Source organism: Streptomyces sp. NPDC052721, assembly GCF_040678315.1.
GTDB lineage: Bacteria > Actinomycetota > Actinomycetes > Streptomycetales > Streptomycetaceae > Streptomyces.
This window is the reverse complement of record NZ_JBFATL010000005.1, coordinates 228,721-241,668: the sequence shown is the minus strand read 5'-3', so window position 1 is coordinate 241,668 and position 12,948 is coordinate 228,721. Positions and strand designations below refer to the sequence as shown.

Genomic DNA, 12,948 nt, shown 5'->3' with positions numbered 1-12,948 from the left:
TTCGGAGGACGTGACAACATGCGGTCATGTCCTCCGCGCTGACCGATCTCTTCCCCCACCCGATCGTGCAGGCCCCCATGGCGGGCGGCGTCTCCGTCCCGCAGCTCGCCGCCGCCGTCTCCGAGGCCGGTGGCCTCGGGTTCCTGGCCGCCGGGTACAAGACCGCCGACGGCATGTACCAGGAGATCAAGCAGCTGCGCGGGCTCACGAGCCGCCCCTTCGGCGTGAACCTGTTCATGCCCCAGCCCGAGCAGGCGGAGTCCGGGGCCGTCGACCTCTACGCGCACCAGCTGGCCGGCGAGGCCGCCTGGTACGAGACCGAGCTGGGCGACCCGGACAGCGGCCGGGACGACGGCTACGACGCCAAGCTCGCCGTCCTGCTCGACAACCCGGTACCGGTGGTCTCCTTCCACTTCGGTGTGCCGCGCCGCGAGGTGTTCGACAAGCTCCGCCGCGCCGGCACCTTCACCCTGGTCACCGCCACCACCGCCGAGGAGGCCCGCGCGGTCGAGCGGGCCGGGGCCGACGCGGTGATCGCGCAGGGCGTGGAGGCCGGCGGACACCAGGGCACCCACCGGGACCTCCCGGAGAACGACGGCGCCGGCATCGGCCTGCTGTCGCTGGTCACGCAGATCCGGGAGGCCGTACGCATCCCGGTCGTCGCCGCCGGCGGCATCATGCGCGGCGGCCAGATCGCCGCCGTCCTCGCGGCGGGCGCGAGCGCGGCCCAGCTGGGCACCGCGTTCGTCGCCACCCCGGAGTCCGGCGCGCACGCCCTGCACAAGCGGGCGCTGACCGACCCGCTGTTCCCGCGCACCGAGCTGACCCGCGCCTTCACCGGCCGCCCGGCCCGCGCGCTCGTCAACCGCTTCCTGCGCGAGCACGGACCGTACGCCCCCGCCGCCTACCCCGAGGTCAACCATCTCACCGCGCCGCTGCGCAAGGCCGCCGCGAAGGCCGGGGACCCGCAGGGCATGGCGATGTGGGCCGGGCAGGGACACCGGATGGCCCGGGAACTGCCCGCGGGCCGGCTGGTGGAGGTGCTGGCCGCCGAACTCGCCGAGGCCCGGACAGCGTTGTCGGCCGGGGGTGGTCCCCGATGACCGCGCCGGTGTTCGTCGTCGACTCGCTGGAGGGCGTGGGCCCCGGCTCGGTCGTCGACGTCCAGGGCCCCGAGGGACGGCACGCGGTCTCCGTACGGCGGTTGCAGCCGGGCGAGAACGTGGTGCTCACCGACGGCAGGGGCCGGGGCGCGGCCGGGGTCGTCGTCAGCGTGTCGGGGAAGGACCACCTGGTGGTCGAGCCGTTCGAGTTCCCGGTGGAGCCCGAGCCCAGCCCCCGGATCACCGTCGTCCAGGCCCTGCCCAAGGGAGACCGCGGCGAGCTGGCCGTGGAGACGATGACGGAGACCGGCGTCGACGCGATCGTGCCCTGGCAGGCCGCCCGCTGCATCACCCAGTGGAAGGGCGACCGGGGGCTGAAGGCGCTCGCCAAGTGGCGTGGCACCGCGCGCGAGGCCGGCAAACAGTCCCGCCGCCTGCGCTTCCCGGAGGTCGCGGACCTGGCGACCACCCGGCAGGTCGCCGCGCTGCTCGCCGCGGCGGACTTCGCCGCCGTGCTCCACTCCGACTTCGACCACGTCAGCGAGCCCCTGGCCACCGCCGAACTCCCCACCGAGGGCGAGATCGTCCTGGTCGTCGGTCCGGAAGGCGGCGTCTCACGGGACGAGCTGGCGCTCTTCGAGGAGGCGGGCGCGAAGGCCTGCGTCCTCGGCCCCACCGTCCTGCGCACCTCCACCGCCGGCACCGCCGCCGTGGCCCTGCTGCTGGGCCGCACCGGCCGCTGGTCCTGACCTCCTGGGGACATCGTGGAACTCGCCCAAGTCCGGCTGCTGGTCACCGACTTCGCCGCCTGTTACCGCTTCTACGCCGACGTCCTCGGCCTCAAGCCGCAGTCCGGCGCGACGGGGGGCCCGTACGAGAAGTTCAGCCCGCACGCCGGCTCCGCCGGGATCGCGCTGCAGGACCGCGCGATGATGGCCGAGATCCTGGCCGAGCTGGGCGACACCGCCACCGGCCACCGGTCCCTGGTCGTCCTGCGCGTCGACGACCTCGACGCCTACTGTGCGCGGATCACCGCCCGGGGTGCGACCCTGCTGCACGGACCGGCCCCGATGACCGACCGCATGCGCGTGGCCCACCTCAAGGACCCGGAGGGCAACCTGGTGGAACTCCAGGAGTGGCTGCTGCTGCGCGGCTGACGCCCGCTCCGCCGGGGGCGCCGCGATACCCGTCCGCGCCCCTTCGGGCGCCGCCCCCGAACGGGTGAGTGGCCGTATCCGGGCTTCCCCACGGTGCGGGCCGGTGGCACGCTGCCCTGCATGGGGGCTTCGAGACGGATACGGCGTCGGTCGCGGGTGATGGCCGTGGCGGGGCTGGTCGTGGTGGGCGGTGGGGCTGTCGCGGCCTGTCAGCCCGGTGGGGGACTCGGGTCGGCGACCGTCGCCTACACCACCGACCAGACCGCGACCGCCGCGCTGGAGCACCGGCATGTGAACGTCAGCTGGCTGACCTGCACCGGCAGTTACGGCGACGACGGTGCGCGCGGCGGCTCGCCCGCGCCGAGCGAGACCACCGTCGTCTCGGTCGACTGTCAGGGCGAGACGGACGACGGGCGGAAGATCGTCGTCGCCGGGCTGGTGACCAAGGCCGTCGACGGTGCCTGTGTGCGCGGGGATCTGACCGCCAAGGTCGACGGCAGACAGGTGTTCCGTGTCGACGGGCTCGGCAACTGCTCCGCCACGCGCGGGCCGACGTACCGGCTCCCCACCGGGGGACAGCCGACCGTGACCGTCACCGTGACCCGCACCGTCTGGCCCGTGCCGGGCAAGTGATCCGAAACCGCGAGCGGGCGCACCGGTCGCTGCGTAGAGTGACGGCGTGACTCAGGGTGCTTCGACGGGAACCACGGCAGACTCCGCCTATCTCCGATTCCCCCATCTGCACGGCGACTTGGTGACCTTCGTCGCCGAGGACGACGTCTGGCTCGCGCCGGTCGACGGCGGCCGGGCCTGGCGGGTCAGCGCCGACAACATGCCGGTGACCCGGCCCCGGATATCGCCGGACGGCCGGCACCTCGCCTGGACCTCCACCCGGGACGGCGCCCCCGAAGTGCATGTCGCCCCGGTCGACGGGGGCCCCGCCGCGCGGCTGACGTACTGGGGCAACGGCCGTACCGAGGTGCGCGGCTGGACCCCGGACGGGCGGGTGCTCGCGCTCGGCGCGCAGGGCCGGCACAGCTTCCGGCACACCTGGGCGCACGCCGTCCCGCTGGACGGCGGACCCGCCGAGACCCTGCCGTACGGCCCGGTCGGCGATGTGGCCCTCGGCCCGGCCACCGTGCTGCTGTCCGCGCCGATGGGCCGTGAGGCCGCCCACTGGAAGCGCTACCGGGGCGGCACGGCAGGCAAGTTGTGGATCGACCGTGCCGCCGAAGGCGGAGAAGGTGCCGGCGAGTTCGTCCGGCTGCACGAGGACATCGACGGGAACATCGAGTGCCCGGTGTGGGTCGGTGACCGGATCGCGTTCCTCTCCGACCACGAGGGCACCGGCGCGCTCTACTCCTCCCTCGCCGACGGCTCCGACCTGCGCCGGCACACCCCACTCGACAGCTTCTACGCCCGCCACGCGGCCGGTGACGGCACCCGCGTCGTCTACAGCTCGGCCGGTGAACTCTGGCTCCTGGACGACCTGGAGGGCGCCGAGCCGCGTCGGCTGGACGTACGGCTCGGCGGACCCCGTGTCGACCTGCGGCCGTACCCCGTCAACGCCTCCCGCTGGTTCGGCGAGGCGGCCCCCGACCACACCGCGCGCGGCAGCGCCGTCTGTGTGCGCGGCGGCATCCACTGGGTCACCCACCGCTCCGGCCCCGCCCGCGCCCTGGCCGCCACCCCCGGCGTGCGCGCCCGGATGCCGCGCGCCTTCCGCGCCGAGGGCGAGGAGTGGGTGGTGTGGGTGACGGACGCCGAGGGCGACGACGCCCTGGAGTTCGCGCCCGCGACCGGCACTGTGCCCGGCGCCCCGCCGCGCCGGCTCGCGGCCGGACAGCTCGGCCGGGTCCTGGAGCTGGCCGTGGCACCCGACGGCAGCCGGGCCGCCGTAGCCGCGCACGACGGCAGACTGCTGCTGGTCGAGTGCGAGACCGGCGAGGTCCGCGAGGTCGACCGCAGCGACGACGGCGAGGTCTCCGGCCTCGCCTTCTCCCCCGACTCCGCCTGGCTCGCCTGGTCCCACCCAGGCCCCCGCCCGCTGTCCCAGCTGCGCGTCGCCCACACCACCGACCTGTCGGTGACCGAGGCGACCCCGCTGCGCTTCCAGGACTACGCGCCCGCCTTCACCCTGGACGGCAAACACCTCGCCTTCCTCTCCAACCGCGCCTTCGACCCGGTCTACGACGAGCACGTCTTCGACCTCGCGTTCGTGGTCGGCGCCCGCCCGCACCTGATCACGCTGGCCGCCACCACCCCCTCGCCGTTCGGCCCGCAGCGCCACGGCCGCCCCTTCGAGACGCCCGACAAGGACGAGACCCCCGACAGCGAGGGCACGCCGACCACCCGCATCGACCTGGAGGGCCTGGCCGACCGCATCGTCCCCTTCCCGGTCGAGGCCGGGCGCTACTCCACGCTGCGGGCCGCCAAGGACGGCGTCCTCTGGCTGCGCCACCCCGTGCGGGGCGTCCTCGGCGCCTCCCGCGCCCACCCCGAGGACCCCGACCCGCACACCGAGCTGGAGCGCTACGACCTCGCCCAGCGCCGTCTGGAGCACCTCGCCTCCGACGCCGACCACTTCGAGGTCAGCGGCGACGGCAAACGCGTCCTGCTGTGGACCGACGGCCGGCTCCGGGTCGTGCCGGGCGACCGCCGCACCGGCACCGACGACGACGGCGACACCAGCCTCACCGTCGACCTCGCCCGGGTCCGGCAGACCGTCGACCCCGCCGCCGAGTGGCGGCAGATGTACGACGAGACAGGCCGCCTCATGCGCGACCACTTCTGGCGCCCCGACCTCGGCGGCACCGACTGGGACGGCGTCCTCGCCCGCTACCGCCCGCTCCTGGCCCGCCTCGCCACCCACAGCGACCTGGTCGACCTGCTCTGGGAGGTGCACGGCGAACTCGGCACCTCGCACGCCTACGTCATCCCGCGCGGCGGCTCGGGCCGCCGCGCCCGGCACGGCCTGCTCGGCGCCGACATCTCCCGCCACGCGGACGGCAGCTGGCGCATCGACCGCATCCTGCCGTCGGAGACCTCCGACCCGGACGCCCGCTCCCCGCTCGCCGCGCCCGGCGTCGCGGTCCGCCCCGGCGACGCGATCATCGCGGTCGCCGGCCACCCGGTCGACCCGGTGACGGGCCCGGGCCCGTTGCTCGTCGGCACGGCGGGCCACCCGGTGGAGCTGACCGTCTCCCCGGCCGGCGGCGGCGAACCCCGGCACACGGTCGTCATCCCCATCGCCGACGAGGAGCCCCTGCGCTACCACGCCTGGGTCGCCGATCGCCGCGCCCATGTCCACGCGGCCTCCTCTGGCCGCCTCGGCTACCTCCACGTCCCGGACATGCAGGCCCCCGGCTGGGCCCAGATCCACCGCGACCTGCGCGTCGAGGTCGCCCGCGAAGGCCTCGTGGTCGACGTCCGCGAGAACCGGGGCGGCCACACCTCCCAGCTGGTGGTCGAGAAACTGGCCCGCCGGATCATCGGCTGGGACCTCCCACGCGGCATGCGCCCCACCAGCTATCCGCTGGACGCCCCGCGCGGCCCGGTCGTCGCCGTCGCCAACGAGTTCTCCGGCTCCGACGGCGACATCGTCAACGCGGCGATCAAGGCCCTGGGCATCGGCCCGGTCGTCGGCACCCGCACCTGGGGCGGCGTCATCGGCATCGACAGCCGCTACCACCTGCTCGACGGCACCCTGGTCACCCAGCCGAAGTACGCGATGTGGCTGGAGGGCGTGGGATGGGACGTGGAGAACCACGGCGTGGACCCGGATGTGGAGGTCGTACAGAGGCCTCAGGACTGGGTGGAGGGCCGCGATGCCCAGCTGGACGAGGCCATCAGGCTCGCGCTGGAGGCACTGGGGGAGCGGCCCGCGAAGACACCGCCGGGCATGCCCACCTGACCGACTACGATGCCCACGGTATTGATCACAGGAGGCACACGCATGGCCGGAGAGCCGCAGGACGACTGCCTGTTCTGCAAGATCGTCGCGGGCGAGATCCCGGCGACGATCGTCCGCGAGACCGAAACGACCGTAGCCTTCCGCGACATAAACCCCCAGGCCCCCACCCACGTCCTGGTGATCCCGAAGGCCCACTACGAGAACGCCGCCGCCCTCGCCGCCGGGGCACCCAAACTCGCCGCCGACGTCCTGCGGGAGACCCAGGCCGTCGCCGACGAGGAGAAGCTGGACAGCTACCGCCTCGTCTTCAACACGGGCAGCGGTGCCGGTCAGACCGTCTGGCACGCCCACGCGCACGTCCTCGGCGGCCGTGGCCTCCAGTGGCCGCCCGGGTAGGCAACCGTGTCCGTCCGTGAACTGGTGGTCCTCGGCACCGCCAGCCAGGTCCCGACCCGGCACCGCAACCACAACGGCTACCTGCTGCGGTGGGACGGTGAGGGCATCCTGTTCGACCCCGGCGAGGGCACGCAGCGGCAGATGCTGCGCGCCGGGGTCGCCGCCCACGACCTGAACCGGATCTGCGTCACGCACTTCCACGGTGACCACTGCCTCGGTCTCGCCGGGGTCATCCAGCGGATCAACCTCGACCAGGTGCCGCACGAGGTCACCGCGCACTACCCGCGCTCGGGGCAGCGCTTCTTCGACCGTCTGCGCTACGCGAGCGCCTACCGTGAGACCGCCGGCCTCACCGAGGCGCCGGTCGCCGCCGACGGCATCCTGGCGGTGACCCGGTCGTACACCCTGGAGGCCCGCAGGCTCTCGCACCCGGTCCAGTCCTACGGCTACCGCCTGATCGAACCCGACGGCCGCCGCATGCTGCCCGACCGGCTCGCCGCGCACGGCGTCAAGGGCCCGGACGTGGGCCGCCTCCAGCGCGAGGGCCGGCTCGGGGACGTGACGCTGGAGGACGTCAGCGAGGTGCGGCGCGGACAGCGTTTCGCGTTCGTCATGGACACCCGGCTCTGCGACGGCGTGCACGCGCTCGCGGAGGGCTGCGACCTGCTGGTCATCGAGTCCACCTTCCTCGACGAGGACGTGGAACTCGCCATCGAGCACGGGCATCTGACGGCCGGACAGGCCGCCGCCGTGGCGCGGGACGCCGGCGTACGGCATCTCGTCCTCACCCACTTCAGCCAGCGCTACACCGACCCGGAGGAGTTCGAGCGGCAGGCGCGGGCAGCGGGCTTCGAGGGAGAGCTGACCGTGGCGTACGACCTGCTGCGGGTGCCGGTTCCGAAACGGCGGTAAAACACTCGTACGATGCTTTGATGCCCCTCCCGAAAGCAGAACTGCACCTCCACATCGAAGGCACCCTGGAGCCTGAGCTGGCGTTCGAGCTGGCCGCCCGCAACGGTGTGACCCTTCCGTACGCGGACACCGACGCCCTCCGCCAGGCCTACCGGTTCGAGGACCTCCAGTCCTTCCTGGACCTGTACTACGAGCTGATGGCCGTCCTGCGCACCGAGCAGGACTTCGCCGACCTGGCGAACGCCTACCTCGCCCGGGCCGCCGCACAGGGCGTGCGGCACGCGGAGATCTTCTTCGACCCGCAGGCCCACCTGGCCCGGGGCGTGCCGATGGGCACGGTCGTGGAGGGGCTGTGGCGGGCGCTCGGCAGCAGCGAGACCGACCATGGTGTCTCCACGAAGCTGATCATGTGCTTCCTGCGGGACGAGTCCGCCGAGTCGGCCCGCGCCACCCTGGAGGCCGCGAAGCCGTATCTGGACCGGATCACCGGTGTCGGCCTGGACTCCGCCGAGGTCGGGCACCCGCCGGTGAAGTTCCGGGAGGTCTACGAGGCCGCCGCCGCGCTCGGGCTGCGCCGGGTCGCGCACGCCGGCGAGGAGGGGCCGCCGGAGTACATCACCGAGGCGCTGGACGTGCTCGGCGTGGAGCGCGTCGACCACGGCCTGCGCTGCGTGGAGGACCCGGCGCTGGTCGAGCGGCTGGTCCGGGAACGGATCCCGCTCACACTGTGCCCGCTGTCCAACGTCCGGCTCCGGACCGTCGACACCCTCGCCGGCCACCCCCTGCCCGCCATGCTCGACGCCGGCCTGCTGTGCACGGTCAACTCCGACGACCCGGCGTACTTCGGCGGGTACGCGGGCGACAACTTCGCGGCCGTGCACCAGGCCCTGGGGCTGTCGCGGGACCGGCTGCGCGAGCTGGCCCGCAACTCCTTCCTCGCCTCCTTCCTGGAGGACGACGAGGAGCGCAGGGCCCGCTATCTCGCCGAGGTCGACGCGTACGAGTTCGGGGACGCCGTCTCGTAAGCACGCTGAGCGGGTACGGCGGGCGTCTCCACCGGGACTTCGACGACCGGGAGTTCCGTGACGGGGGTCTCCACGAGAGGGGCTTCGACGGGGACTTCCACGACCGGCAGGGGGCGCCTGCCCGTCCGCAGCGCGACCGCCGTCATCGGTACAGCGATCAGCAGCAGCCCGGCGCCGAGCACCCGGCCCATCGCCGGGAAGCCGGCGCCGGCCGCCAGCACACTCCCCGCGAGCGGCCCCGCCGCCGTACCCAGCGAGGACGCCGACCCGACCAGGACCGTCCAGCGGCCCCGCGGGTCCAGGGACGCGGCCAGGGCGATGACGTAGGACAGCACGACCGGGTAGAGCAGGTTCCAGGCGATCTCGCCCGCCGCGAACGCGGAAAGGTCCGTGGCCGCCGCGCTGAGCGCGACGCAGCCCGCGATGAGGGCCGTACCGGCGCCGATGGGCAGGGCCCGGCCCAGCCGCGGGCCGAGCGCGCCCGCGCCCACGACGCCGAGGAGTCCGGCGCCGAGCGCGACCGCGAAGACCGCGCCGACGGTGACCTCGGTGAGGTGGGCCTGGTCGAGGCCGATCCGGCCGCTGACGCCCCACAGGGCGTTCTGGGCGAGGGACCAGCAGGGCATCGCGGCGGCCAGCAGCAGGCCGGCGCGCGGGTGGGGGAGGCGGTCGTACCCGACGACCGTGCGGGCCGGGGCCGTACGACCCGACAGGCGGCCGGTGAGCGGCCAGACGGCGAGCGCGGTCAGCGCGATGGCGGCGAGCGGGAGACCGTGGCCGGGGCCGAGGTGCGGGATCGTCAGGTACAGGGCGCCCGCGAGGGCGGAGACGCCGAGCAGGCCGAGGGTGGTGACCCGGTGCGGGTCACGCTGGCCGGCGATGCCGCTCGCGGCCACCGCCGTGACCGTGCCGGACCCGAAGCCGCCGACGACCGCGCCCGCGACGACGGCCGGTACGGCGCCGGTGAGGGCGGCGCCGCCGTAGCCGAGGGCGGCGAGTGCGAGGCCGGCGCGGGCGAGGACACGGGGGCCGGTGCGGTCGACCCGGGAGGCCAGCAGGAAGCCGGCGGTCGCCGAACTCAGCAGCAGGGCACTGCCGGTGGCCCCCGCCTGGGTCGCGGTGAGCGGGAGTCCGCTGTCGAGTCTGCCGACGGTGGTGGGCAGCAAGTAGGGGGCGAGGTACCCAGCCGTGAACAGGGCGACGAGGGGCCAGGGCAGGGTGCGGGGGGCGGACACGGGCGTTCCCAGGGCAGGCGAGAAGTGCGGCTCGGAAAAAGGGGGATGGGCTGCGACCGTCGACGGACAGGAACGCGCGAGCAAGTTGTATCAAGCACGCGGTTCCGGAAGAAGTCCGGTGGGTGTGATCCGGACCACGGTTGCGTTTGAAGGTGATGCTCAGGGGTAGGAGCGTCTAGCCCCTGTTCTCATACGTGGACGCTATTCAAATGGGGGATGGTCAAGTGAGCGGTTCCACCCGGATCCGCCGTGTCCCTGGTGAAGGCGGCGGCCCGGCTGCGCGGTCAGCCCGTCGGGCCCGTGCGCGCCCCGCTCGCCGACCCCTCGCCCGCCGACCTCACCGACCTGAAGGCCCTCCTCACCGCCGGACTCGACCTCGTAGGAGCCTGTCTGTGACCCGTGACCTGACCATCGCCGAGGTGCGGCTGACGCCGATCCTGGTCGCCGACCCGCCGCTGCTCAACACCCAGGGCGTGCACCAGCCGTACACCCCGCGGCTGATCGTGGAGATCGTCACCGCCGACGGGACCACCGGGCTCGGCGAGACCTACGGCGACACGAAGTACCTGGAGCTGGCCCGGCCGCTGGCCGAGCGGCTCACCGGGCGGCCGGTCACGGACGTGAACGGTCTGTTCGGGATCGACCTCGCCGTGGACGCCTCCCGGGTCGAGGGCGAGGCGGACGCGGGCGGGCTGCGCGGGGTGCAGACCGCCGACAAGCTCCGGCTGTCCGTCCTGTCCGCCTTCGAGGTCGCCTGCCTCGACGCCCAGGGCAAGGCGCTCGGGCTGCCCGTGCACGCGCTGCTCGGCGGCAAGGTGCGGGACACGGTCGAGTACAGCGCCTACCTCTTCTACAAGTGGGACCGGCACCCTGCGGGGGTTCCCGCCGAGCCGGACGAGTGGGGCGCCGCGCTCGACCCGGCCGGCGTGGTGGAACAGGCTCGCCGGCTCCAGGAACGGCACGGCTTCGGCTCGTTCAAGCTCAAGGGCGGGGTGTTCCCGCCCGACGAGGAGATCGCCGCAGTCCGCGCCCTCGCCGAGGCCTTCCCCGGACACCCGCTGCGGCTCGACCCCAACGGCGCCTGGTCGGTCGCGACCTCGCTGAAGGTCGCGAAGGAACTCGGCGACGTCCTGGAGTACCTGGAGGACCCGACGCTCGGCACACCCGCCATGGCCCAGGTCGCCGCCGGCACGGATGTGCCGCTCGCCACCAACATGTGCGTCACCACCTTCGGCGAGATCAAGGAGGCGTTCACGAAGGACGCCGTCCAGGTCGTCCTCTCCGACCACCACTACTGGGGCGGACTGCGCAACACCCAGCACCTCGCCGCGATCTGCGCCGCCTTCGGGGTCGGGGTGTCCATGCACTCCAACACCCATCTCGGCATCAGCCTCGCCGCGATGACCCAGGTGGCGGCCACGGTCCCGAACCTCCACCACGCCTGCGACTCCCACTACCCCTGGCAGTCCGAGGACGTCCTCACCGAACGGCTCACCTTCGACGGCGGCCGGGTCGCGGTGTCCGACGCGCCGGGCCTCGGCGTCGAACTGGACCGGGACGAACTGGCCCGGCTGCACCGGCGGTGGGCCGAGGACGACGGCTCGCTGCGCGACCGCGACGACGCCGCGGCGATGCGCACCGCCGAACCGGACTGGCGGTCACCGGCGATGCCCCGCTGGTGACCCGGAGCCGCACGGCATCCCGGTGCGTGACCTGGTGCACACTGGCCAGAACCGCACCACGCCAGGGAGCGCACCGTGACGCCGTCGCACACCCTCACCGGAGAGGAACCGGAGCACCTCACCCAGGCAGCGCGCTGCCAGACCCAGGTCGACCCGCTCGCCGCGCTGCGCGCCCCCGGTGACCCGCCCTGGGACGTCTACCTCACCGGCACGGTCTTCCTCGACATCATCTTCACCGGCCTGGACTCGGCGCCGGTGCGCGGCACCGAGTCCTGGGCCCGGGGCATGGGCTCCAGCCCCGGCGGGGTCGCCAACATGGCCGCCGCCCTCGCCCGGCTCGGCCTGCGGACCGCCCTCGCGGCGGCCTTCGGCGACGACCACTACGGCGAGTACTGCTGGGACGCGCTGGAGCAGGGCGAGGGCATCGACCTGTCCGCCTCGCGGACCGTGCCCGGCTGGCACTCGCCGGTGACCGTCTCCATGGCCTACGAGGGCGAGCGGACCATGGTCTCCCACGGGCACGAGCCGCCGGCGGAGGCCGTGCTCCTCCAGGAGGGCGCCATCGCCCGGCCGCCCCGCGCGCGGGCCGCCGTCGCCTCCCTCACACCCGGCCGCAGCGCGCCCTGGATCGCCGAGGCCGCACGCGCGGGCACCCGCATCTTCGCCGACGTCGGCTGGGACGAGACGGGCGCGTGGGACCTGTCGGGGCTGGCCGACCTGGAGCACTGCGAGGCCTTCCTGCCCAACGCGGAGGAGGCGAAGCGGTACACCGGCACCGACTGTCCGCGGCTCGCCGCGCACGCCCTCACCGAGTACGTGCCGGTCGCCGTGGTCACGCTGGGCTCGGACGGCGCCTACGCGGTGGACCGGCGGACCGGGGAGACGGCGGAGGTGCCGGCGATCGAGGTGGAGGCGCTGGACCCGACCGGGGCGGGGGACGTGTTCGTCGCCGGGTTCGTGACCGGGTCCCTGGCGGGGTGGCCGCTGGCCGACCGGCTGGCCTTCGCCGGGCTCACGGCCGCGCTGTCGGTGCAGGAGTTCGGGGGCTCGCTGTCGGCGCCGGGGTGGTCGGAGATCGGGGCGTGGTGGCGGCGCGTGCAGTCCCTGCCGGGGCAGTCGCCGGCGGCGCTTCGGCGGTACGAGTTCCTAGAGGACCTGGTGCCGGAGGAGCTGGACCGGCCGTGGCCGCTGCGGCGGGCGGTGCCGACCATCGGGTTCCGCCGCTCAGGCTGACGCACCAGGGGCTCCGCCTTCTCGCCCCCGTCTCCCACCCGCCCACCCGACTCGGTTGGCTGAGAAGTGGCCCGCGGGTGCGATTCGGTTGGCTGGGAAGTGGCCGCCGGGGTGCGACTCGGTTGGCTGGGGAGTGGGCCGCGGGGGTGTGCTGGGTCGGTTCTGAAGCGGTCCGTGGGGGTGTGCTGGGTCGGGTGTGAAGCGGCGGCCCACGAGTGATGTGACTCGGTCGGCTGGGAACGGGCCCACGGGGGATGTGCTCGATCGGTTGTGAAGCGGCCAGCAGGTGGCG

The 12,948-nt window shown here is 73.9% G+C and carries 11 protein-coding genes and 1 pseudogene; 11 read left to right on the top strand and 1 reads right to left on the bottom strand.

Going from position 1 to position 12,948, the window contains the following annotated elements:
* Positions 1-26 precede the first annotated feature (26 nt).
* The 8 genes from AB0L21_RS07880 (at position 27) to AB0L21_RS07845 (ending at position 8,506) form a co-directional block, all read left to right on the top strand.
* Positions 27-1,103 (top strand): nitronate monooxygenase, encoded by a 1,077-nt coding sequence (locus tag AB0L21_RS07880; RefSeq protein WP_365699483.1) that lies wholly within the window; start codon positions 27-29, stop codon positions 1,101-1,103.
* Entirely contained in the window at positions 1,100-1,852 is a 753-nt protein-coding gene (locus AB0L21_RS07875; RefSeq protein WP_365699482.1) for a 16S rRNA (uracil(1498)-N(3))-methyltransferase, read from the top strand. The genes AB0L21_RS07880 and AB0L21_RS07875 overlap by 4 nt, the downstream gene beginning before the upstream one ends.
* A gap of 15 nt (positions 1,853-1,867) precedes the next feature.
* Complete coding sequence (locus AB0L21_RS07870; RefSeq protein WP_365699481.1) at positions 1,868-2,260, top strand: VOC family protein; 393 nt, start codon at positions 1,868-1,870, stop codon at positions 2,258-2,260.
* A 120-nt stretch (positions 2,261-2,380) separates the two neighbouring features.
* Positions 2,381-2,893 carry a hypothetical protein gene (locus tag AB0L21_RS07865; RefSeq protein WP_365782801.1) on the top strand — a complete coding sequence of 171 codons (513 nt, stop codon included), beginning with the start codon at positions 2,381-2,383 and terminating at the stop codon, positions 2,891-2,893.
* 46 nt (positions 2,894-2,939) lie between these two features.
* The gene (locus AB0L21_RS07860; protein WP_365699479.1) at positions 2,940-6,173 is read left to right on the top strand and encodes a PDZ domain-containing protein; all 3,234 of its coding nucleotides are present in this window, start codon (positions 2,940-2,942) and stop codon (positions 6,171-6,173) included.
* A gap of 42 nt (positions 6,174-6,215) precedes the next feature.
* Entirely contained in the window at positions 6,216-6,569 is a 354-nt protein-coding gene (locus AB0L21_RS07855; RefSeq protein WP_365699478.1) for a histidine triad nucleotide-binding protein, read from the top strand.
* A gap of 6 nt (positions 6,570-6,575) precedes the next feature.
* Positions 6,576-7,481 carry a ribonuclease Z gene (locus tag AB0L21_RS07850; RefSeq protein ID WP_365782799.1) on the top strand — a complete coding sequence of 302 codons (906 nt, stop codon included), beginning with the start codon at positions 6,576-6,578 and terminating at the stop codon, positions 7,479-7,481.
* Positions 7,482-7,501: 20 nt separating this feature from the next.
* Positions 7,502-8,506 (top strand): adenosine deaminase, encoded by a 1,005-nt coding sequence (locus AB0L21_RS07845; protein ID WP_365782797.1) that lies wholly within the window; start codon positions 7,502-7,504, stop codon positions 8,504-8,506.
* Here AB0L21_RS07845 and AB0L21_RS07840 read toward each other — a convergent pair.
* Entirely contained in the window at positions 8,458-9,741 is a 1,284-nt protein-coding gene (locus tag AB0L21_RS07840) for an MFS transporter (protein ID WP_365699474.1), read from the bottom strand. The genes AB0L21_RS07845 and AB0L21_RS07840 overlap by 49 nt on opposite strands.
* Positions 9,742-9,967: 226 nt before the next feature.
* Between AB0L21_RS07840 and AB0L21_RS07835 the strand changes: the two are divergent.
* The 3 genes and pseudogenes from AB0L21_RS07835 to AB0L21_RS07825 all read left to right on the top strand — a co-directional run.
* A pseudogene (locus tag AB0L21_RS07835) lies at positions 9,968-10,137 on the top strand (5-dehydro-4-deoxyglucarate dehydratase); the annotation flags it as partial.
* Positions 10,134-11,423 (top strand): glucarate dehydratase family protein, encoded by a 1,290-nt coding sequence (locus AB0L21_RS07830; RefSeq protein ID WP_365782795.1) that lies wholly within the window; start codon positions 10,134-10,136, stop codon positions 11,421-11,423. The pseudogene AB0L21_RS07835 and the gene AB0L21_RS07830, both read left to right, overlap by 4 nt.
* A 75-nt stretch (positions 11,424-11,498) precedes the next feature.
* A complete protein-coding gene (locus AB0L21_RS07825; protein ID WP_365699472.1) occupies positions 11,499-12,656 on the top strand; it encodes a PfkB family carbohydrate kinase in 1,158 nt (385 codons plus the stop codon).
* Positions 12,657-12,948 lie beyond the last annotated feature (292 nt).